The sequence below is a fragment of the Burkholderia sp. 22PA0099 genome, from assembly GCF_047497165.1.
In the GTDB taxonomy this organism is placed as follows: domain Bacteria; phylum Pseudomonadota; class Gammaproteobacteria; order Burkholderiales; family Burkholderiaceae; genus Burkholderia.
In genome coordinates this window covers 4002081-4022929 of sequence record NZ_CP163165.1, presented here as the reverse complement: position 1 = coordinate 4022929, position 20849 = coordinate 4002081, and the positions used below count along the sequence as shown (strand labels likewise).

Annotated in this window: 19 protein-coding genes; 15 read left to right on the top strand and 4 right to left on the bottom strand. The window is 66.5% G+C overall.

Annotated elements, in window-relative coordinates; genetic code table 11:
• Positions 1–13 precede the first annotated feature (13 nt).
• The 11 genes from mraY to lpxC all read left to right on the top strand — a co-directional run bounded on the left by mraY (position 14) and on the right by lpxC (position 12617).
• A complete protein-coding gene (mraY, locus tag AB4851_RS33250; RefSeq protein WP_414450411.1) occupies positions 14–1183 on the top strand; it encodes a phospho-N-acetylmuramoyl-pentapeptide-transferase in 1170 nt (389 codons plus the stop codon).
• Between the two features lie 26 nt (positions 1184–1209).
• The gene (gene murD, locus AB4851_RS33245) at positions 1210–2721 is read left to right on the top strand and encodes a UDP-N-acetylmuramoyl-L-alanine--D-glutamate ligase (protein ID WP_414452002.1); all 1512 of its coding nucleotides are present in this window, start codon (positions 1210–1212) and stop codon (positions 2719–2721) included.
• On the top strand, positions 2718–4001 hold the full coding sequence (gene ftsW, locus AB4851_RS33240) for a putative lipid II flippase FtsW (protein WP_414450410.1): 1284 nt from the start codon (positions 2718–2720) through the stop codon (positions 3999–4001). The genes murD and ftsW overlap by 4 nt, the downstream gene beginning before the upstream one ends.
• Complete coding sequence (gene murG, locus AB4851_RS33235) at positions 3998–5101, top strand: undecaprenyldiphospho-muramoylpentapeptide beta-N-acetylglucosaminyltransferase (RefSeq protein ID WP_414443832.1); 1104 nt, start codon at positions 3998–4000, stop codon at positions 5099–5101. The genes ftsW and murG overlap by 4 nt, the downstream gene beginning before the upstream one ends.
• On the top strand, positions 5098–6498 hold the full coding sequence (gene murC, locus AB4851_RS33230; protein ID WP_414450409.1) for a UDP-N-acetylmuramate--L-alanine ligase: 1401 nt from the start codon (positions 5098–5100) through the stop codon (positions 6496–6498). Before murG ends, murC begins: the two co-directional genes overlap by 4 nt.
• Position 6499: 1 nt before the next feature.
• A complete protein-coding gene (locus AB4851_RS33225; RefSeq protein ID WP_414443834.1) occupies positions 6500–7441 on the top strand; it encodes a D-alanine--D-alanine ligase in 942 nt (313 codons plus the stop codon).
• Between the two features lie 19 nt (positions 7442–7460).
• Positions 7461–8213, top strand: a complete 753-nt coding sequence (locus AB4851_RS33220; protein WP_414443835.1) for a cell division protein FtsQ/DivIB — start codon at positions 7461–7463, stop codon at positions 8211–8213.
• A gap of 25 nt (positions 8214–8238) precedes the next feature.
• Positions 8239–9471 (top strand): cell division protein FtsA, encoded by a 1233-nt coding sequence (ftsA, locus tag AB4851_RS33215; protein ID WP_206127294.1) that lies wholly within the window; start codon positions 8239–8241, stop codon positions 9469–9471.
• A gap of 103 nt (positions 9472–9574) precedes the next feature.
• Positions 9575–10765: a cell division protein FtsZ gene (gene ftsZ / locus AB4851_RS33210; RefSeq protein WP_414443836.1), complete on the top strand. Its 1191-nt coding sequence runs from the start codon at positions 9575–9577 to the stop codon at positions 10763–10765.
• Positions 10766–10941: 176 nt separating this feature from the next.
• Positions 10942–11448 (top strand): peroxiredoxin, encoded by a 507-nt coding sequence (locus AB4851_RS33205; RefSeq protein WP_206127293.1) that lies wholly within the window; start codon positions 10942–10944, stop codon positions 11446–11448.
• A 251-nt stretch (positions 11449–11699) separates the two neighbouring features.
• On the top strand, positions 11700–12617 hold the full coding sequence (lpxC, locus tag AB4851_RS33200; RefSeq protein WP_414450408.1) for a UDP-3-O-acyl-N-acetylglucosamine deacetylase: 918 nt from the start codon (positions 11700–11702) through the stop codon (positions 12615–12617).
• A 75-nt stretch (positions 12618–12692) separates the two neighbouring features.
• Here lpxC and AB4851_RS33195 read toward each other — a convergent pair whose 3' ends face one another.
• Positions 12693–13172 carry a DciA family protein gene (locus tag AB4851_RS33195; RefSeq protein ID WP_414450407.1) on the bottom strand — a complete coding sequence of 160 codons (480 nt, stop codon included), beginning with the start codon at positions 13170–13172 and terminating at the stop codon, positions 12693–12695.
• 376 nt (positions 13173–13548) lie between these two features.
• Here AB4851_RS33195 and secA point away from each other — a divergent pair, with 376 nt between their 5' ends.
• From secA to AB4851_RS33175, 4 genes are all read left to right on the top strand, one after another.
• Positions 13549–16353 (top strand): preprotein translocase subunit SecA, encoded by a 2805-nt coding sequence (secA, locus tag AB4851_RS33190; protein ID WP_414450406.1) that lies wholly within the window; start codon positions 13549–13551, stop codon positions 16351–16353.
• Positions 16354–16523: 170 nt separating this feature from the next.
• A complete protein-coding gene (argJ, locus tag AB4851_RS33185) occupies positions 16524–17765 on the top strand; it encodes a bifunctional glutamate N-acetyltransferase/amino-acid acetyltransferase ArgJ (protein ID WP_414450405.1) in 1242 nt (413 codons plus the stop codon).
• Positions 17766–17837: 72 nt separating this feature from the next.
• Positions 17838–18707, top strand: a complete 870-nt coding sequence (locus AB4851_RS33180) for an ATP-binding protein (RefSeq protein ID WP_414443841.1) — start codon at positions 17838–17840, stop codon at positions 18705–18707.
• Positions 18704–19144, top strand: coding sequence for an NUDIX domain-containing protein (locus AB4851_RS33175; protein ID WP_414450404.1), 441 nt, complete (start codon positions 18704–18706; stop codon positions 19142–19144). The genes AB4851_RS33180 and AB4851_RS33175 overlap by 4 nt, the downstream gene beginning before the upstream one ends.
• A gap of 4 nt (positions 19145–19148) precedes the next feature.
• Here the strand turns inward: AB4851_RS33175 and AB4851_RS33170 are convergent, their stop codons facing one another.
• From AB4851_RS33170 to coaE, 3 genes are all read right to left on the bottom strand, one after another.
• Positions 19149–19346, bottom strand: a complete 198-nt coding sequence (locus AB4851_RS33170) for a DNA gyrase inhibitor YacG (RefSeq protein WP_414443843.1) — start codon at positions 19344–19346, stop codon at positions 19149–19151.
• A gap of 4 nt (positions 19347–19350) precedes the next feature.
• Complete coding sequence (zapD, locus tag AB4851_RS33165; protein WP_414450403.1) at positions 19351–20106, bottom strand: cell division protein ZapD; 756 nt, start codon at positions 20104–20106, stop codon at positions 19351–19353.
• Positions 20107–20240: 134 nt separating this feature from the next.
• Positions 20241–20849 carry a dephospho-CoA kinase gene (gene coaE / locus AB4851_RS33160; RefSeq protein WP_414450402.1) on the bottom strand — a complete coding sequence of 203 codons (609 nt, stop codon included), beginning with the start codon at positions 20847–20849 and terminating at the stop codon, positions 20241–20243.

Below are 20849 nucleotides of genomic sequence, written 5' to 3'. Positions count from 1 at the left end.
AAGGAAGTAAGCAATGTTGCTGGCGCTGGCGCAATGGCTGCAAGGAGACGCAAGCTTTTTGCGCTTGTTCACCTATCTGACGTTCCGTGCGGTGATGGCTACCATCACCGCGCTTGGCATCGGCCTGGTCTGCGGTCCGTGGGTCATTCGCAAGCTGGCCGAAATGAAGGTCGGCCAAGCGGTGCGCAAGGACGGTCCGCAAACCCACCTCATCAAGTCGGGCACGCCGACCATGGGCGGCGTGCTGATCCTGATCGGCATCGCGGTCGCCACGCTGCTGTGGGGCGACCTGACGAACCGTTTCATCTGGATCGTGATGCTGGTCACGTTCGGCTTCGGCGTGGTCGGTTGGGTGGACGATTACCGCAAGGTCGTCCACAAGGACCCGCGCGGCATGTCCTCGCGCGAGAAATATTTCTGGCAATCACTGATCGGCCTGTTTGCCGCGGTCTATCTCGCATTTAGCGTGTCCGAAGCCAGCAACGTGCGCGTGTTCGACCTGTTCATGAGCTGGGTGCGCAGCGGCCTGTCGATGGGCCTGCCGGCGCGCGCCGACCTGATGCTGCCGTTCCTGAAGTCGATCAGCTATCCGCTCGGCGTGTGGGGCTTCATCGCGCTCACGTATTTCGTGATCGTCGGTGCGAGCAATGCGGTGAACCTGACCGACGGCCTCGACGGGCTCGTGATCATGCCGGTGGTGCTGGTCGGCGCGTCGCTCGGCGTGTTTGCCTACGTGATGGGCAGCTCGGTCTATTCGAAATACCTGTTGTTCCCGCACATCGCGGGCGCGGGCGAACTGCTGATTTTCTGCTCGGCGATGGGCGGGGCGGGGCTGGCGTTCCTCTGGTTCAACACCCACCCGGCCCAGGTGTTCATGGGCGACGTCGGCGCGCTGGCGCTCGGCGGCGCGCTCGGCACGGTGGCCGTGATCGTCCGCCAGGAAATCGTGCTGTTCATCATGGGCGGCGTGTTCGTGGCCGAAACCCTGTCCGTCATGCTGCAAGTGACCTGGTTCAAGTACACCAAGCGCCGTTACGGCGAAGGGCGTCGCATCTTCAAGATGGCGCCGCTGCATCACCATTTCGAATTGTCCGGCTGGAAAGAGACGCAGGTGGTCGTGCGTTTCTGGATCATCACGTTGATGCTCTGCCTGTTCGGTTTGACCACGCTCAAATTGCGGTAAAGGGATAGCAAGCGATGTCTGGCGAGATGTTTGGAGATCGGCAACGGCCGATGGTGCTCGTGCTGGGGCTCGGTGAATCGGGCCTCGCGATCGCGCGTTGGTGCGCGAGGCACGCGTGTCCGTTGCGCGTCGCGGATACGCGCGAGGCGCCGCCGAATCTTGCCCAATTGCGCGACGCCGTCGCCGAAGCCGAATTCGTCGTCGGCCCGTTCTCGCCCGCGCTGCTCGACGGCGGCGTGGAGCTGGTGGCGCTGAGCCCCGGCCTGTCGCCGCGCGATCCGGCCACCGCCGCGTTGCTCGACGCCGCGCGCGAACGCGGCATCCCCGTGTGGGGCGAACTCGAATTCTTCGCGCGTGCGCTGGCCGCGCTCGGCGCGAACGGCTATGCGCCGAAGGTGCTGGCGATCACCGGCACCAACGGCAAGACCACCACCACCAGCCTGACGGGCCTGCTCTGCGAACGTGCGGGGCGCTCGGTCGCGGTGGCCGGCAACATCAGCCCCGCGATGCTCGACAAGCTGTCGGCCGCGATCGACGCGGCCGCGCTGCCCGACGTGTGGGTGCTCGAACTGTCGAGCTTCCAGCTCGAAAGCGCCGAAAGCTTCGCGCCCGACGCGGCCACCGTCCTCAACATCACGCAGGATCACCTCGACTGGCACGGCGGCTTCGACGCCTACGCAGCCGCGAAGGGCCGGATTTTCGGGCCGCGCACGGTGCGCGTGCTGAACCGCGACGACGCGGAAGTCATGAAGTTCGTGCCGCCCGCCGCGGCCGCCGACGCGCCGCGCGCGGTCACGTTCGGCTTGAACGAGCCGTCGCGCGAGGGCGATTACGGCCTGCTGCGCGAGGGCGGGATCAACTGGCTGGTGGAAGCGATCGATCGCGATGGCCACGACGAGCCGGTGTCGCCGCGCCGTCGCAAGGCCGAAGCGGCCGTCGCGCCCGCGCTGGCCCAGAAACGCCTGATGCCGGCCGACGCGCTGCGCATTCGTGGCCTGCACAACGCCGCGAACGCGCTGGCGGCGTTCGCGCTCGCCCGTGCGATCGGCCTGGCGCCGGCCGCGCTGCTGCACGGCCTGCGCGAGTATCGCGGCGAGGCGCATCGCGTCGAGCTGATCGCCGCGCTCGATGGCGTCGATTACGTCGACGACAGCAAGGGCACCAACGTCGGCGCGACCGTGGCCGCGCTCGACGGCCTCGCGCAACGCGCCGTGCTGATCGCCGGCGGCGAAGGCAAGGGCCAGGATTTCTCGCCGCTGGCCGCGCCGGTCGCGCGCTGGTGCCGCGCCGTGATGCTGATCGGCCGCGATGCCGGGCTGATCCGCGCCGCGCTGGCCGATGCCGGCGTGCCGCTGATCGATCAGGCCACGCTCGAAGCCGCCGTGCAGGCCGCCGTCGAGCTGGCCGAGCCGGGCGACGCCGTGCTGCTGTCGCCCGCCTGTGCGAGTTTCGACATGTTTACCGGTTACGCACATCGCGCCGCGGTGTTCCGCAGCGCGCTCGAGGACATCGCACTCGACCGAGGTACGACGCTATGAGCTGGTCCGACCGCTTTGTTTCCCGTTTCATCGGCCAGCGCGAAGCCGGCGGCGGCGCGGCCGTCGCACGGCCGGCCACGCGCGGCGCCTCGTCGTCGGGCGGCTTTGCCGCCGGCCTCGGCGGCGTGCGCCCGACCCGCTCGCGCGTGCTCGATTTCGACTACTCGTTGATGTGGGTGGCGATCGCGCTGCTCGGTCTCGGCGTGGTGATGGTCTATTCGGCGTCGATCGCGATGCCCGATTCGCCGAAGTACGCGGCCTATCGCGACTACGCGTTCCTGATGCGTCACTGCATCTCGCTGACGGTCGCGTTGATCGCGGCCGTATTCGCGTTCCGCGTGCCAATCGCGACCTGGGACAAATACGCGCCGCACCTGTTCCTGCTGGCGCTGGTCGCGCTCGTGGTGGTGTTGATCCCGCACATCGGCAAGGGCGTGAACGGCGCGCGGCGCTGGATTCCGCTCGGCATCACGAACATGCAGCCGTCGGAAATCATGAAGCTCGCGGTGACGATCTACGCCGCGAACTACACGGTGCGCAAGCAGGAATACATGCACAGCTTCGCCAAGGGCTTTCTGCCGATGGCCGCCGCGGTCGGCCTGGTCGGGATGCTGCTGCTGCTCGAACCGGACATGGGCGCATTCATGGTGGTCGCCGCGATTGCGATGGGCGTGCTGTTCCTCGGCGGCGTGAACGGCAAGCTGTTCGGCGGCCTAGTGGCGACGGCGGTGGGTACCTTCACGATGCTCGTGTGGGCATCGCCGTGGCGTCGTGAGCGGATCTTCGCCTATCTCGATCCGTGGGATGAGCGTTACGCGCAGGGCAAGGCTTACCAGTTGACCCACTCGCTGATTGCGTTCGGACGCGGCGAATGGTTCGGCGTCGGGCTCGGCGGCAGCGTCGAGAAGCTCAACTACCTGCCCGAAGCGCATACCGACTTCATCCTCGCCGTGATCGGCGAGGAACTCGGCTTCGTCGGCGTGCTGGTGGTGATCCTGCTGTTCTACTGGATCGTGCGCCGCGCGTTCGAGATCGGCCGTCAGGCGCTCGCGCTCGACCGCACGTTCGCCGGCCTGATGGCCAAGGGCATCGGCCTGTGGTTCGGCGCCCAGACCTTCATCAACATGGGCGTGAACCTCGGCCTGCTGCCGACCAAGGGCCTGACGCTGCCGCTCGTCAGCTACGGCGGCTCGGGCATCCTGCTCAACTGCGTGTCGCTGGCCGTGCTGCTGCGGGTGGACTACGAAAACCGGGTGCTGATGCGCGGAGGCAAGATATGACCGCACGGCAGCGCACGCTGATGGTGATGGCAGGCGGCACCGGGGGCCATGTGTTCCCGGGGCTGGCGGTCGCCCATCGGATGCAGGCGCAAGGCTGGCGGGTCGTATGGCTCGGCAATCCGGCCGGGATGGAAGCCACGCTGGTGCCGAAGCACGGCATCGCGATGGAGCCGGTGCGTTTCGGCGGCCTGCGCGGCAAGGGCCTGAAGACCAAGCTGACGCTGCCGCTGAACCTGCTGCGCGCCTGCGCGCAGAGCCTCGGCGCGCTGCGCCGGGTGCGGCCCGACGTGGTGCTCGGTATGGGCGGCTACATCACGTTCCCGGCGGGCGTGATGACGGCGCTGACCGGCCGTCCGCTCGTGCTGCACGAACAGAATTCGATCGGCGGCCTGGCCAACAAGGTGCTGTCCAAGCTGGCGCGGCGCGTGCTGGTGGCGTTCCCGGGCGCGCTGCCGAACGCCGAGTGGACAGGCAACCCGATCCGCGACGAGCTCACGCACACCGAGCCGCCTGCCGCGCGCTACGCCGCGCGCACCGGCCCGCTGCGCGTGCTGGTGGTGGGCGGCAGCCTCGGCGCCGCGGCGCTCAACGAAGTCGTGCCGCGTGCGCTGGCGCTGCTCGCGCCCGAGGCGCGCCCCCAGGTCGTGCATCAGGCTGGTGCCAAGCACATCGACGCGCTGCGGGCCAACTACGACGCGGCGGGCCTCGCGGCCGGCCAGGACGTCGCGCTGCTGCCGTTCATCGACGACATGGCCGCCGCCTACGCGAACGCCGACCTGGTGATCTGCCGGTCGGGCGCGATGACGGTGTCGGAGATCGCCGCGGTGGGCGTGGCGGCGCTGTTCGTGCCGTTCCCGCACGCCGTCGACGATCACCAGACCACCAATGCAGCCTTCCTCGCCGATCAGGGCGCGGCGGTGCTGATGCAACAACGCGACCTGTCGGCCGAGCGTCTGGCCGACTGGCTGCGTGGCCAGACCCGCGCCTCGCTGGCCGGCATGGCCGAACGTTCGCGCTCCCTCGCGAAGCCCGATGCCACCGACGTGGTCGCGCGCGTGTGCGCGCAAGTCGCGGGCGCGAACCTGGAATCGAAGCAATGAAACACATCGTCAAACACATCCATTTCGTCGGCATCGGCGGCGCGGGCATGAGCGGCATCGCCGAAGTGCTCGTCAACCTGGGTTACCAGGTCAGCGGCTCCGATCTGTCGCGCAATGCCGTGACCGAGCGCCTCGAGGCGCTGGGCGCGCGCGTGGCGATCGGCCACGACGCCGCCAATATCGAGGGCGCGAACGCCGTGGTGGTGTCCACCGCGGTGCGGTCGGACAATCCCGAAGTGCTGGCCGCGCGCCGCCTGAGCGTGCCGATCGTGCCGCGCGCCGTCATGCTGGCCGAGTTGATGCGCCTCAAGCAGGGCATCGCGATCGCCGGCACTCACGGCAAGACCACCACCACCAGCCTGGTCGCCAGCGTGCTGGCCGCGGGCGGGCTCGATCCGACCTTCGTGATCGGCGGTCGCCTGATCAGCGCCGGCGCCAATGCGCGGCTCGGTTCGGGCGATTTCATCGTCGCCGAGGCGGACGAATCGGACGCGTCGTTCCTGAACCTGTATCCCGTCATCGAAGTCATCACGAACATCGACGAAGATCACATGGATACCTACGGGCACGATTTCGCGCGCCTGAAGCAGGCCTTCATCGAATTCACGCAGAAGCTGCCGTTCTACGGCAGCGCCGTGGTGTGCGTCGACGATCCGAACGTGCGCCAGATCGTGCCGTTCATCTCGAAGCCGGTGGTCGGCTACGGGCTGTCGGCCGATGCGCAGGTGCGCGCCGAACAGGTCGACGCGCGCGACGGCCGCATGCATTTCACGGTGATCCGCGAGGGTCGCGCGCCGCTGCCCGTGGTGCTGAACCTGCCGGGCCTGCACAACGTGCAGAATGCGCTGGCCGCGATCGCGATCGCGACCGACCTGGGCGTGTCGGATGCGGCGATCCAGCAGGCGCTCGCCGAATTCAACGGCGTCGGCCGGCGCTTTCAGCGCTACGGCGAAGTGGCCGTGGCGGACGGCAGCGGCAGCTACACGCTGATCGACGACTACGGCCACCATCCGGTCGAGATGGCGGCCACCGTCGCCGCCGCGCGCGGCGCGTTCCCGGGCCGCCGCCTCGTGCTGGCGTTCCAGCCGCACCGCTACACGCGCACGCGCGACTGCTTCGAGGATTTCGTCAAGGTGCTGTCGACCGTCGACGCGCTGGTGCTGACCGAGGTGTACGCGGCCGGCGAGGCCGCGATTCCGACCGCGAGCGGCGAGGCGCTGTCGCGCGCGCTGCGGGCGATCGGGCGGGTCGATCCGGTGTTCGTCGCAACGGTCGACGAATTGCCGGCCGCGCTGGCCCAGGTGGTGCGCGCGGGCGATGTGGTGATCACGATGGGCGCGGGTTCGATCGGCGCGGTGCCGGGGCGAATCGCGCAGCAACAGCAACACAAGGAATGACATGAGCGGGATCGATCCGAAACGTTTCGGCAAGGTGGCGGTACTGTTCGGCGGCGTGTCCGCCGAGCGCGAGGTGTCGCTGAATTCGGGCCGGCTGGTGTTGCAGGGCCTGCGCGAGGCAGGTATCGACGCGCATCCGTTCGACCCGTCCGAGCGGCCGCTGGCCGCGCTGAAGGACGAAGGCTTCGTGCGCGCGTTCAACGCGCTGCACGGCGGCTACGGCGAGAACGGCCAGATTCAGGGCGCGCTCGATTTCTACGGCATCCGCTACACGGGCACCGGCGTGCTCGGTTCGGCGCTGGGCCTCGACAAGTTCCGCACCAAGCTGGTGTGGCAGCAAACCGGCGTGCCCACCCCGCCGTTCGAAACCGTGATGCGCGGCGACGACGTCGCGCAGCGCGCCCCCGGGATCGTCGCGAAGCTCGGTCTGCCGCTGTTCGTGAAGCCGGCCAGCGAAGGCTCGAGCGTCGCCGTGATCAAGGTGAAGGACGCCGCGGCGCTGCCGGCCGCGATCGAGGAAGCCGCGAAGCACGACAAGATCGTGCTGGTCGAGCAGAGCATCGAGGGCGGCGGCGAATACACGGCGTGCATCGCGGGCGATCTCGATCTGCCGGTGATCCGCATCGTGCCGGCCGGCGAGTTCTACGACTATCACGCGAAGTACGTCGCCGACGACACGCAATACCTGATTCCCTGCGGTATCGCGCCGGAACAGGAAGCCGAATTCAAGCGGCTCGCGCGTCGCGCGTTCGACGTGCTGGGCTGCACCGATTGGGGCCGCGCCGATTTCATGCTGGATGCGGCCGGCAAGCCGTACTTCCTCGAAGTGAACACGGCGCCGGGCATGACCGACCATTCGCTGCCGCCGAAGGCGGCGCGCGCGGTCGGCATCAGCTATTCGGAGCTGGTGGTGAAGGTGCTGTCGATGACGCTCGACGACTGACGGAAACGGGACGCAACCCATGTGGAACAACGTTCGCCAACTCAACTTCGCCGCCAGCGCGCTTTACGCGTTGCTGCTGCTCGGTTGCACGGCGGCGGGCTGCTACTGGCTGATCCAGCGCCCGGCGTTCGCGTTGCGGACGATCCTGATCGACGGCGATACCGATCACATCAACTCGCCGACGGTGCGGGCCGGCGTGGTCGGGCGCCTGAAAGGCAATTACTTCACGGTCGATCTCGACACCGCGCGGGTCGCGTTCGAGCAGATGCCGTGGGTGCGTCACGCGAGCGTGCGGCGGGTCTGGCCCGATGCGCTGGCCGTCACGCTGGAGGAGTACAAACCGCTCGGCACCTGGGGCAGCGATCAGCTGGTCAGCACCGACGGCGAGCTGTTCACGGCGAACCAGGGCGAGCTGGACGAGGAGCTGCCCGCGTTCGACGGCCCGGACGGCAGCGCCAAGGAAGTCGTGCAGCGCTATCGCGACTTCACGAAGTGGCTCGCGCCGCTCAATTCGGAGCCGGAGGAAGTGACGCTGTCATCGCGCTACGCCTGGACGGTCAAGCTGGCGAACGGCATGGAAATCGAATTCGGGAGGGAGCGCAACACGGATACGCTGCCGGACCGAGCGCAGCGGCTGGTGGCGGCATGGCCGGCCGTCTCGCAGCGCTGGGGCAACGACATCGAGTACGCGGATCTGCGCTACCCGAACGGATTCGCGATCCGCGCGGCGAACATGCGGTTCTTGAGCGATACCGACAAGGGCAAGAAGTAACAGGACATCACACGCAAGAGCACTTATGAGCAAAGACTACAAAGATCTGCTGGTTGCCCTCGACATCGGCACGTCGAAGGTCGTGGCCGTCGTCGCCGAGCTGAAGGGCGAGGGCCACTACGAGGTCATCGGCCTCGGCCAGAGCGAATCGAAAGGTCTCAAGAAAGGCGTCGTGGTGAACATCGAGGCCACGGTGCAGTCCATTCAGCGTGCGCTCGAAGAAGCCGAGCTGATGGCCGACTGCAAGATCACCAACGTCTTCACGGGGATCGCCGGCAGCCACATCCGCAGCTTCAATTCGAGCGGGATGGTCGCGATCAAGGAGAAGGAAGTCACGCAGACGGACGTCGCGCGCGTGATCGAGACGGCGAAGGCGATCAACATCCCGACCGATCAGCAGGTGCTGCACATCCTGACGCAGGAATTCATCATCGACGGCCAGGAAGACGTGCGCGAGCCGATCGGCATGAGCGGGATTCGCCTCGAAGTGAAGGTGCACATCGTGACGGGCGCGGTCAGCGCCGCGCAGAACATCGTCAAGTGCGTGCGCCGCTGCGGCCTCGAAGTGAACGACCTGATCCTGCAGCCGCTGGCGTCGTCGCTGGCGGTGCTGACCGAGGACGAGAAGGACCTGGGCGTGGTGCTGGTCGACATCGGCGGCGGCACGACCGACATCGCGATCTTCGCGGAAGGCGCGATCCGTCACACCGCGGTGATCCCGATCGCGGGCGACCAGATCACGAGCGACATCGCGATGGCGCTGCGCACGCCCACGCCGGACGCCGAGGACATCAAGGTCAGTTGCGGCATCGCCAAGCAGGCGCTGGCCGATCCGGACGAGATGGTCGAAGTGCCGGGGCTCGGCGAGCGCGGTCCGCGCACGCTGTCGCGCCAGGCGCTGGCGGCGGTGATCGAGCCGCGCGTCGAGGAGCTGTTCTCGCTCGTGCAACAAGTCGTGCGCGAGTCGGGTTACGAAGAGTTACTCAGTTCCGGTGTGGTGCTGACCGGCGGCGCTGCCATGATGCCCGGCATGGTCGAACTGGGCGAAGACATTTTCCTGAAACCGGTGCGCATCGGTGCGCCGGAATATGCGGGCGGCCTGGCCGACGTGGTGCGCAATCCGCGCTACTCGACCGCGATGGGCCTGCTCGTCGAGGGTAGCGCGCAGCGGATGCGCGGCCGCAAGGTGGCCGTGCAATCCGGCTCGGCGGGCCAGATCTTCACGCGAATGAAAGACTGGTTCCTGAGCAATTTTTGACGATTTCAAGCGCTGGTGCCGGCGGCTGGCGCGCGCGCAGGGGGTTGCCCGATCTCCTGCCGAATAACGCCGAGCAGATTTATCTTTCTTGACGGAGGCAATAATGGAATTCCAAATGCTGGAAACCGAGACCAACGGCACCATCATCAAGGTGATCGGGGTCGGTGGCGCGGGCGGCAATGCCGTTTCGCACATGATCAACCGTGGCGTGCAGGGCGTCGATTTCGTCGTCATGAACACCGACGCGCAAGCCCTTTCGCGTTCGCGTGCACCGAACGTGATCCAGCTCGGCAACACCGGCCTCGGCGCCGGCGCGAAGCCGGACATGGGCCGTGCGGCGGCCGAGGAAGCCCGTGAGCGCATCGCCGATTCGCTGCGCGGCGCGCACATGGTGTTCATCACCGCCGGCATGGGCGGCGGCACCGGTACGGGCGCCGCGCCCGTGGTCGCGCAGATCGCCAAGGAAATGGGCATTCTGACGGTCGGTGTCGTCAGCAAGCCGTTCGAATTCGAAGGCGGCAAGCGCATGCGCGTCGCCGAAGCGGGCGCGCAGCAGCTCGAGGATCACGTCGATTCGCTGATCGTCGTGCTCAACGACAAGCTGTTCGACGTGATGGGCGACGACGCCGAAATGGACAAGTGCTTCCAGTGCGCCGACGACGTCCTGAACAACGCGGTGGCCGGCATCGCCGAAATCATCAACGTCGACGGCCTCGTCAACGTCGACTTCGAAGACGTCAAGACGGTGATGGGCGAGCAGGGCAAGGCGATGATGGGCACGGCCACGGTGGCCGGCGTCGATCGCGCGCGTCTGGCCGCCGAGCAGGCCGTGGCCAGCCCGCTGCTCGAAGGTGTCGATCTGTCGGGCGCGCGCGGCGTGCTCGTCAACATCACGTCGAGCCGTTCGCTGCGTCTGTCGGAAACGCGTGAAGTCATGAACACCATCAAGAGCTACGCGGCGGAAGACGCCACGGTGATCTTCGGTGCCGTGTACGACGACGCGATGGGCGATGCGCTGCGCGTGACGGTGGTCGCGACGGGCCTCGGCCGCGCCGCTAAGAAGCAGCAAACGCCGATGACCCTGCTGCGCACCGGTACCGACAACCAGCCGGTTGCCGCGGTGGGCCACAGCTACGCACCGGCGCACGTGAACACGGCAGATTACGGCGCGCTCGACACGCCGGCCGTCTGGCGCAATTCGCGTGAAACGGCGGCTTCGCACGTGCAGGCGCTGCAGGAAAAGGGCGTCGATACGTACGACATTCCGGCGTTCCTGCGCAAGCAGGCCGACTGACACGGGCAGGCCGGCCGCTCGCGCGGCCTGCCGACGTGACGGGTGGAACGGATCGACCGAGGCCGCGTCGCCAGCGACGCAGGGCCGGGCCAATCGCCCGCTTCGCAGTCGCGAGGTGGCATGGGCCGTGTTGTCCGTAACCCAACCCGCAACCGCATCGCAATGAAGGACCAGTCATGATTCAAGCAGGCGACACGCTGCCCGACGCACAAGTCTTCGAATTCGTCGACGAAGCGCGTGAGGGTTGCACGCTCGGGCCGAATGCGCTGAGCGTGCGCGAACAGACGGCCGGCAAGCGCGTGGTGATCTTCGGATTGCCGGGCGCGTTCACGCCCACCTGTTCGGCGAAGCACGTACCCGGTTATGTCGAGGCCGCCGACGCGTTCGGCGCGGCCGGCATCGACGAGATCTGGTGCGTGTCCGTCAACGACGCATTCGTGATGGGCGCTTGGGGAAGGGATCAGCACACCTCGGGCAAGGTGCGCATGATCGCGGACGGCAGCGCAGCCTTCACTCATGCACTGGGGCTTACGCAGGATTTGTCCGCGCGCGGCATGGGAATCCGTTCCCAGCGCTACGCGATGGTGATCGACGACGGCGTGGTCAAGACGCTGGCCGTCGAGGCGCCGGGCAAATTCGAAGTCAGCGACGCGGCAAGCATCCTGGCGGCGGCGAAACGCTGAGCGTTTCTCGCCGAACGTTGCGTCGCGGCAACGCGTCGTAACGACAGGGTGCCGCAATACGGGCCGACGTCCGGGAACGCCTCCGTTCCGGGCGTCGGCCTGTCTTTCTCGACCTGCACGGGCTCCGCGAGAGTAACGTGCAGAAACAGTTGCTACGACAATCGGCCGAACGCCGTCTGTTGTTTTGCGCTATACTCTCGCCTATCGAATAAAAGTACTGATTGATAACGTCAATCAAGAAGCGCACCGCCATGTTGAAGCAGCGAACCATCAAATCGATCGTGAAGACGGTCGGCATCGGCCTCCACTCTGGCCGCAAGGTCGAACTGACCCTCCGTCCGGCAGCGCCGGGCACGGGGATAGTCTTCACGCGCGTCGATTTGCCGACGCCGGTCGAGATCCCCGCCAACGCCATGGCGATCGGTGACACGCGGCTCGCATCGGTGCTGCAGAAGGATGGCGCGCGCGTTTCGACCATCGAGCACTTGATGTCGGCCTGCGCCGGTCTCGGTGTCGACAACCTCTATGTCGACGTGACGGCCGAGGAAATCCCGATCATGGACGGCAGCGCCTCGTCGTTCGTGTTCCTGATCCAGTCGGCAGGCATCGAGGAGCAGGGCACGCTGAAGCGTTTCATCAAGGTCAAGCGCACGGTGGAAGTGCGCGACGGCGATAAATTCGCGCGCCTCGATCCGTTCTTCGGTTTCAAGCTCAAGTTCACGATCGATTTCCGTCACCCGGCCGTCGATAAAACGGGGCAGGAACTGGAAGTCGATTTCGCCAATACGTCCTATGTGCGCGAAATTGCGCGGGCGCGCACGTTCGGCTTCGCGCACGAAGTCGAGATGATGCGCGAGCTGGGGCTGGCGCGCGGCGGCAGCATGGACAACGCGATCGTGCTCGACGAGTACCGCATCCTCAACAACGACGGCCTGCGCTACGACGACGAGTTCGTGAAGCACAAGATGCTCGATGCGATCGGCGATCTGTACGTGGTCGGCCATCCGCTGTTGGCGTCCTACACGGCGTACAAGTCGGGTCACGGCCTGAACAACGCGCTGCTGCGCGAACTGCTCGCACACGAAGAGGCCTACGAGATGGTCACGTTCGACGATCTGAAAGCCGCGCCGCGTGGCTTTGCGTTCGACGCGCAAACGGCCTTCGCCTGAGCGAAGTTGCACGAATCCGATAAAAAGGCAGCCCGCGGGCTGCCTTTTTCTTTTCCTGCCCGGGGCCGGGCGCGTTCAGCGCACCGGCTTCTTTACATGGCGCGCGGCCATTTTCGCGAGCGCATCCTGCAGCGGCGAGGGCGGCAGCGTGTCGGCCAGATCGCGCAGCGCGTCGGCGCCGACCGGCGTCATGCGCGCCTGTTTGATGCGCACCGGCTCCGGTGCATCCTGGGGCCGCACGCGCACCTTCAGCGCCGCCACGTTCCAGCCGCGGGCCTGCAAGTCCGCCACCAGGCGCGGCGCGACTTGCCGCAGCCGCGCGGCCAGGGCGTTATGGGCCGCGAACAGCGTCAGCGTGCCGTCCTTGATCGATCCCGGATCGACGTGATCGGCCAGATAGTCGGGCAGCAATGCGCGCAGGTCGCGCTGCAACGAGGCCACCTGCTCGACGCCGGCCCGCAGCGCGGCGAACGCGTCGGTGCGCTTGAGCACGTCGGCGGCCACCTGCGCGCGTGCGAAGCCGGATGAACGGAGGTACCTCGGGGGGCGATTCATGAAGGCGTGGAGCGGCGTGATGACGGTCGATGGCCGGATTGTACCGCGCACACCCTCTGCCGAACGGCCGCGCCGCCATGCCGCGGGAAAGGGCTCGATCGCCGCGCCGGACGGGCTGTTCGGGCCGTTTCGCCCCGCCTCTTGACGCAGCCCCGATCCGGCCGCATATCGGAACCTGAGCCGACACGGGCCGTTCGTGGTCCGGCCGGCGGATTGCCCGTGCAAAGTCCATACCGGAGCGACACCGGCTTGCCCAAATGCGCGTGCTAAAATTCCCCGTTTGCATTCACTCATACGCTAAGCCGCCAAGGCTCGGCGCGCCGGGGCTGGCGCCATTTCTGCTCCGGGGCCGTTGCTGCGACGCAGATCCGATCCGATGACAACCGGTTTTCTCCAGAAGATTTTTGGCAGCCGCAATCAGCGGCTCGTCAAGCAATACCAAAAGACCGTCGCGGCGATCAATGCGCTCGAAGCGCAAGTCGAGAAGCTGACGGACGACCAGTTGCGCGGCAAGACGGACGAATTCCGCCAGCGCGTCGCGGGCGGCGAATCGCTCGACAAGGTGCTGCCCGAAGCCTTCGCGGTGTGCCGCGAGGCCAGCCGTCGCGTGCTGAAGATGCGGCACTTCGATACGCAGCTGATCGGCGGGATGGTGCTGCACTACGGCAAGATCGCCGAAATGCGCACCGGCGAAGGCAAGACGCTCGTCGCCACGTTGCCGGTCTACCTGAATGCGCTGTCGGGCCGCGGCGTGCACGTCGTCACGGTCAACGACTACCTCGCCCAGCGCGATGCCGAATGGATGGCGCGCCTCTACAACTTCCTCGGTCTGTCGGTCGGCATCAACCTGTCCGGCATGGAGCACGAGCAGAAGCACGAGGCCTACGCCGCCGACATCACCTACGGCACCAACAACGAATTCGGCTTCGACTACCTGCGCGACAACATGGTCTACGAGACCGACGGGCGCGTGCAGCGGGTGCTGAACTTCGCGGTGGTCGACGAGGTGGACTCGATCCTGATCGACGAGGCGCGTACTCCGCTGATCATCTCGGGCCAGGCCGAGGATCACACCGAACTCTACGTGCGCATGAACGCGCTGCCGCCGCTGCTCGAACGCCAGATCGGCGAAGAGAAGGCCGACGGCACGGGCGTCGAAAAGCCGGGTGACTACACGCTCGACGAAAAGGCGCGCCAGGTGTTCCTGACGGAATCGGGCCACGAGAAGGCCGAGCGCCTGCTCGCCGAGTGGCACCTGATCGGCGAGGGCGAAAGCCTCTACGCGCCGCAGAACATCACGCTGATGCACCACGTGTATGCCGCGCTGCGCGCCCATACGCTGTTCCATCTCGATCAGCACTACGTCGTGCAGAACGGCGAAGTCGTGATCGTCGACGAATTCACGGGCCGCCTGATGGCCGGCCGGCGCTGGTCGGATGGTCTGCACCAGGCGGTCGAGGCCAAGGAACACGCCAAGATCCAGAGCGAGAACCAGACGCTCGCGTCGATCACGTTCCAGAACTACTTCCGGATGTACGCCAAGCTGTCGGGCATGACCGGCACGGCCGATACGGAGGCGTACGAATTCAACGAGATCTACGGTCTCGAAACGGTCGTGATCCCGACCAACCGGCCGCCGAAGCGGATCGACAAGCAGGATCAGATCTACAAGAGCGCGAAGGAGCGCTACGACGCCGTCACGCGCGACATCCGCGATTGCTACGAGCGCGGCCAGCCGGTGCTGGTGGGCACCACCTCGATCGAGAACTCGGAGCTGCTCTCCCACCTGCTCAAGCAGGCCGGGCTGCCGCACGAAGTGCTGAACGCGAAGCAGCACGCGCGCGAAGCGGCGATCGTGGCCGAAGCGGGCCGTCCGAAGCGCATCACGATCGCCACCAACATGGCCGGGCGCGGTACCGACATCGTGCTCGGCGGCAACGTCGAGAAGCAGGCCTCGTTCATCGAAGCCGACGAATCGATCCCGGCCGAAGAAAAGGCCGCGCGCATCCAGAAGCTGCATGACGAGTGGGAATCGCTGCACGAGCAGGTGAAGGCGGCAGGCGGCCTGCACATCATCGGCACCGAGCGCCACGAATCGCGCCGGATCGACAACCAGTTGCGTGGCCGTGCCGGCCGCCAGGGCGATCCGGGTTCCTCGCGCTTCTTCCTGTCGCTCGACGATCCGCTGCTGCGCATCTTCGCCGGCGATCGCGTGCGCGCGATCATGGATCGCCTGAAGATGCCGGAAGGCGAGGCGATCGAGGCGGGCATCGTCACGCGTTCGATCGAATCGGCGCAGCGCAAGGTCGAAGCCCGCAACTTCGATATCCGCAAGCAGTTGCTCGAATACGACGACGTGTCGAACGACCAGCGCAAGGTGATCTACCAGCAGCGCAACGAGCTGCTCGAGGCGAACGACATCGCCGAGACGATCGGCGCGATGCGTCATGGCGTGGTGGCCGAGATCACGCACCAGCACGTGCCGGCCGGCAGCATCGAAGAGCAATGGGATCTGCCCGAGCTCGAGGAAGCGCTGCGCAACGACTGGGGCCTCGATCTGGCGATCCAGGAGATGGTCAACGAATCGCAGTCGATCAGCGTCGATGAAATCCTCGACGCGGTCGTCACGGCGGCCGACGAGCATTACGAGGCGAAGGTCGCGATGGTCGGCCGCGAGGCATTCAACTCGTTCGAGCGCTCGATCATGCTGCAGACGCTCGACCGCCTCTGGCGCGAGCATCTCGCCGCGCTCGATCACCTGCGCCAGGGCATCCACCTGCGCGGCTATGCGCAGAAGAACCCGAAGCAGGAATACAAGCGCGAAGCGTTCGAACTGTTCGCCGCGATGCTCGACGCCACCAAGCAGGAAGTCACGCGCATCGTCATGAACGTGCAGATCCAGTCGCCCGAGCAACTGGAAGAAGCGGCCGAACAGATCGAGGAAGCGGGCGGCAATCTCGACCACGTCGAATTCCGTCATGCCGATTTCACCGATGCCGCCTCAGTCACGGCAGGCGCGGCGGTTGCGACGGCGGTGGCCGCCGATGCCACGGCCGGCCTCGTCGACGACGCGATGGCCGGCGCGGCGCCGGCCGGCGACGTGCCGCGCGTGGGTCGCAACGACCCCTGCCCGTGCGGCAGCGGCAAGAAGTACAAGCAGTGCCACGGCAAACTGAGCTGATGCCTGCGGCGGATGCGGCGGCGTGCGATCCATGCCGCCGGCAGTCGCCGGTTCGTCACACAGAGTTTGCAAGATGAATCCGCGGCGGCCCGCAGTCATGCGCGCCGCCGCTTCGTCCTAATCCAACAATGCCGGCAGGAGCCGGCATTGTCCTTTCGGCAGGTGAATCCATGGCTGTCAACTTCCCTTCGATCGATCCCGCGCAACTGCATCCCGTGGCCGGCGTCACGCTCGGCTGGGCGGAAGCGAATATCCGCAAGCCGAACCGCAAGGACGTGCTCGTCATTTCCGTCGAAGAAGGCGCGACGGTGGCGGGCGTGTTCACCGAGAACCGTTTCTGTGCCGCGCCCGTGATCGTTTGCCGTGAGCATCTGGCAGGCGTGAGCGCCGGCGCGCCGGCGATTCGCGCGCTGGTCGTCAATACCGGCAATGCCAACGCCGGCACCGGCGAGCCGGGCCTTGCCGCCACCCGCGCAACGTGTGACGAACTGGCCCGCCTGGCTGGCTTGCAGCCGTCGCAGGTGCTGCCGTTCTCGACCGGCGTGATTCTCGAACCGCTGCCGGTCGACCGCCTGAAGGCCGGCCTGCCGGCCGCGCTGGCCAATCGCGCGGCCGCGAAATGGTTCGACGCCGCGCAGGCGATCATGACCACCGACACCCTGCCGAAGGCGGCCTCGCGCCAGGTCGCGATCGACGGCCATACCGTCACGCTGACCGGCATCAGCAAGGGCGCCGGCATGATCAAGCCGAACATGGCCACCATGCTCGGCTTCCTCGCGTTCGACGCGACGGTTGCCCAGCCGGTGCTCGATCAGCTCGTGAAGGACGTGGCGAACCGCTCGTTCAACTGCATCACGATCGACGGTGATACCTCGACCAACGATTCCTTCATCCTGATCGCATCGGGCAAATCGAGCCTGCCGGCCATCACGTCCACCGATTCGCCGGCCTACGCGGCGCTGCGCGAAGCCGTGACCGAAGTGGCGCAAACGCTCTCGCAACTGATCGTGCGCGACGGCGAAGGCGCGACCAAGTTCATGACGGTGCAGGTCGAAGGCGGCAGGAACGTGGCCGAATGCCGCCAGATCGCCTACGCGATCGGCCATTCGCCGCTCGTCAAGACGGCGTTCTTCGCCTCGGACCCGAACCTGGGCCGGATTCTCGCGGCGATCGGCTATGCGGGCGTGGCCGATCTCGATGTCGGCAAGATCGACCTGTACCTCGACGACGTGCTGGTCGCCAAGGCCGGCGGCCGCAACCCCGAGTACCAGGAAGCGGACGGCCAACGCGTCATGAAGCAGAGCGAGATCACGATCCGCGTGCTGCTCGGCCGCGGCGACGCGGCAGCGACCATCTGGACCTGCGACCTCTCGCACGACTACGTCAGCATCAACGCCGACTATCGTTCCTGATCGGTTCCCGACCGACCTTGCGGCGCGCCCGACCGGCGCGCCGTGCCCCTGAATTTCCGGATTCCCAGACAGATGGACAAGCTCGAACAGTTTCTCGACCGCGCCGAAGCGCTGATCGGCCGCTTTGAAGCGCTGCTGCCGCCGGCCCCCGCCGACATCGATTGGAGCGCCGCGAACGCGTTCCGCTGGCGCAAGCGCCAGGGCCGTGGCTACCTGCAGGCGGTGCCCGCCATTTCGCAGATCTCGCTCGGTGATCTGCACAACATCGATCGCCAGAAAGGACTGATCGAGCAGAACACGCGCCAGTTCGTACAGAGCCGCCCGGCCAACAACGTGCTGCTGACGGGCGCGCGCGGCACCGGCAAATCGTCGCTGATCAAGGCCTGCCTCAACGAATTCGCGGCCGACGGCCTGCGTCTGATCGAAGTCGACAAGGACGATCTGCACGATCTCGGCGACATCGTCGACCTGATCTCGGCGCGGCCCGAGCGCTTCATCGTGTTCTGCGACGATCTCTCGTTCGAAGATGGCGAATCGGGCTACAAGGCGCTCAAGGTCGCGCTCGACGGCTCGATCTCGGCGCAATCCGACAACGTGTTGATCTACGCCACGTCGAATCGCCGGCACCTGCTGCCCGAGTACATGAGCGATAACGAGTCGTACAAGCACCTGCCGGACGGTGAAATCCATCCGGGCGAGGTGGTCGAGGAGAAGATCTCGCTGTCCGAGCGTTTCGGCCTGTGGGTCAGCTTCTATCCGTTCAAGCAGGACGACTATCTGGCGATCGTCGGCCACTGGCTGCGCCATTTCGGCTGCAACGACGCCGATGTCGAGGCGGCGCGCGGCGATGCGCTGGTGTGGGCGCTTGAACGTGGTTCGCGCTCGGGCCGGGTCGCATGGCAATTCGCGCGCGATCGCTCGGGCCGTCAGGAGACGGCATGAGCACGGCAGCCGAAACCGGCACCGGTGGCGCGGCGCCGCGCAAGGTCACGGAAGTCGCCGTTGGCGTGCTGGTGCAGCCCGACGGCCGCTATCTGCTCGCGCAGCGTCCGGCCGGCAAGCCCTATGAAGGGTATTGGGAGTTTCCGGGCGGCAAGCTTGAGGCGGGTGAAAGCGTCGAGGCCGCGCTCGCGCGCGAGCTGCACGAGGAGCTGGGCATTCACGTGACGGCCTGCCATCGCTGGCACACGCTCGAGCACGATTACCCGCACGCCTACGTGCGCTTGTTCTTCTGCAAGGTGACGGGCTGGGATGGCGAGCCGCACAGCCGGGAAGGGCAGGCGTTCGTCTGGCAGCATTTGCCGGTGGAGGTCGCACCGCTGCTGCCGGCTGCACTGCCGGTGCTCGACCTGCTGGCCAAGGAAGCCGGCGCGCGTTGAACGATCAGTCGTGACGGCCGTTGCGGTCGTCCGGCTCGTCTTCCGACGACGGTTCGTCGGTGCTGCCGATCCGGTAACGTTCGGCGGCCCAGGCGCCGAGATCCATCTGCTTGCAACGGGCCGAACAGAACGGGCGGAAGCTGCTTTCCGGAACCCAGCGGACAGGTTTGCCGCAGGCCGGGCATTTGACGACAGTAGTCACGATTTCAGAGATTGCAGAGCGTCAACTGGAACGGTACGTCGATATCGACCGCGCGCGGCCGGACGTCGCCATCCTGGACGGTGAAGCGCACCCACAGCATGTACTTGTTGGCGCTGGCTTCGGGGATCACATGGAGTTCGGGCGGCACGCGCACCTGCATGAGCTGGTAGCTGCGTCCCGACAGCATTTGCTGGTAACTGCCTTGCATCGCCATCACTTTCGACGCCTGGCCCGATTCACGCGCCAGACGCAACACGATGGTCGCCGCGTCGCGCAACGGCAGCATCGGCATTGCCCACTTGGCGATGTCCTGGCGCCGCTGCTCGGCGGGCCATTGCTGCCACGCATAGTAGGACGGCAGATCGAATTTGCAGGTACCGCCCGGAATGACGGCGCGGCTGCGAATACTGCTGAGCCATTCGTTGTCGAGCAGATGCTGGCCGGTCTTGCCCTGCATCTGGCTCAGGTTCGCGAGCGTCTGCTCGATTTCGCCGAGCACGGCTTCGAGCGCGTTCTGCTCGATGCCGGGATTGCCGCGAAACGGCGCGAGCGTTTGCCGCTGGCGCTCCAGTTCCTTCATCAGGTCCGATTTGAGGTCCGCCCGGCCCGCGACTTCCGCGATTTCGAACAGCGTCGTGAGCGCAACGTGATGCTCCCTCGGGTCTTCCTGCGCGAGGAAGAACGTCAGGCGCTCGAACAAATCTTCGAGGCGCAGCAACGTGCGGATGCGTTCGTTGAACGGATACTCGTAAAGAATCAAGCGCGCTCGCCTAGGTTGGGACAAATGGACCGGAATTGCCGCCCATTCTAATGCCCACTGTCTGGTGTCGCAATCGCGCCATTTTGACCTCGCTTGGCGCGTGCGCCTACACGGTGCGCGCCGGGCGCGAATGCTCAGGACTTCGATGCGGCGAGCGCGAGATAGCGGGTGTGCAGCGCGTCGATGCGGGCGTCGAGCACGGCATCGGGCGCATGTTCGTTGACGATCACGTCGTCGGCTGCCGCCAGGCGTGCCTCGCGCGTGGCCTGGCGGGCGACGATCGCCTCGACCTGCTCGCGCGCGAAACCATTGCGCTGCATGACGCGCATGATCTGCGTTTCCACTTCGCAATCGATCACAAGTACGCGATCGACGCGGCGGCGCCAGCTTCGCGATTCGACCAGCAGCGGCACCACGAAGATCACGTAGGCGCCGGTTGCCAGCGTGGCCTCGCGTTCGGTTTCGGCGCGGATCAGCGGATGCGTGATCGCTTCGAGCCGCTTGCGCGCGGCGTCGTCGCCGAACACCAGCGCGCGCATGCGGGCGCGGTCGAGTGCGCCGTCGGCCGCGACGAATTCGTCGCCGAAGGCTGCCGCGATCGGCGCCATGGCGCTGCCGCCCGGCGCCGTGACGCGATGAGCAATGGCATCGGTGTCGATCAGCGTGGCGCCGAGCTCGCCGAAGCGGTTCGCCACCGTGGTCTTGCCGCTGCCGATTCCGCCCGTCAATCCAACCGAGAACAT

Excerpts from the sequence above, each read along its gene's own strand:
- mraY (WP_414450411.1), top strand. The coding sequence starts at position 14 with ATGTTGCTGGCGCTGGCGCAATGGCTGCAAGGAGACGCAAGCTTTTTG.
- murD (WP_414452002.1), top strand. The coding sequence starts at position 1,210 with ATGTTTGGAGATCGGCAACGGCCGATGGTGCTCGTGCTGGGGCTCGGT.
- ftsW (WP_414450410.1), top strand. The coding sequence starts at position 2,718 with ATGAGCTGGTCCGACCGCTTTGTTTCCCGTTTCATCGGCCAGCGCGAA.
- murG (WP_414443832.1), top strand. The coding sequence starts at position 3,998 with ATGACCGCACGGCAGCGCACGCTGATGGTGATGGCAGGCGGCACCGGG.
- murC (WP_414450409.1), top strand. The coding sequence starts at position 5,098 with ATGAAACACATCGTCAAACACATCCATTTCGTCGGCATCGGCGGCGCG.
- AB4851_RS33225 (WP_414443834.1), top strand. The coding sequence starts at position 6,500 with ATGAGCGGGATCGATCCGAAACGTTTCGGCAAGGTGGCGGTACTGTTC.
- AB4851_RS33220 (WP_414443835.1), top strand. The coding sequence starts at position 7,461 with ATGTGGAACAACGTTCGCCAACTCAACTTCGCCGCCAGCGCGCTTTAC.
- ftsA (WP_206127294.1), top strand. The coding sequence starts at position 8,239 with ATGAGCAAAGACTACAAAGATCTGCTGGTTGCCCTCGACATCGGCACG.
- ftsZ (WP_414443836.1), top strand. The coding sequence starts at position 9,575 with ATGGAATTCCAAATGCTGGAAACCGAGACCAACGGCACCATCATCAAG.
- AB4851_RS33205 (WP_206127293.1), top strand. The coding sequence starts at position 10,942 with ATGATTCAAGCAGGCGACACGCTGCCCGACGCACAAGTCTTCGAATTC.
- lpxC (WP_414450408.1), top strand. The coding sequence starts at position 11,700 with ATGTTGAAGCAGCGAACCATCAAATCGATCGTGAAGACGGTCGGCATC.
- AB4851_RS33195 (WP_414450407.1), bottom strand. The coding sequence starts at position 13,172 with ATGAATCGCCCCCCGAGGTACCTCCGTTCATCCGGCTTCGCACGCGCG.
- secA (WP_414450406.1), top strand. The coding sequence starts at position 13,549 with ATGACAACCGGTTTTCTCCAGAAGATTTTTGGCAGCCGCAATCAGCGG.
- argJ (WP_414450405.1), top strand. The coding sequence starts at position 16,524 with ATGGCTGTCAACTTCCCTTCGATCGATCCCGCGCAACTGCATCCCGTG.
- AB4851_RS33180 (WP_414443841.1), top strand. The coding sequence starts at position 17,838 with ATGGACAAGCTCGAACAGTTTCTCGACCGCGCCGAAGCGCTGATCGGC.
- AB4851_RS33175 (WP_414450404.1), top strand. The coding sequence starts at position 18,704 with ATGAGCACGGCAGCCGAAACCGGCACCGGTGGCGCGGCGCCGCGCAAG.
- coaE (WP_414450402.1), bottom strand. The coding sequence starts at position 20,849 with ATGTTCTCGGTTGGATTGACGGGCGGAATCGGCAGCGGCAAGACCACG.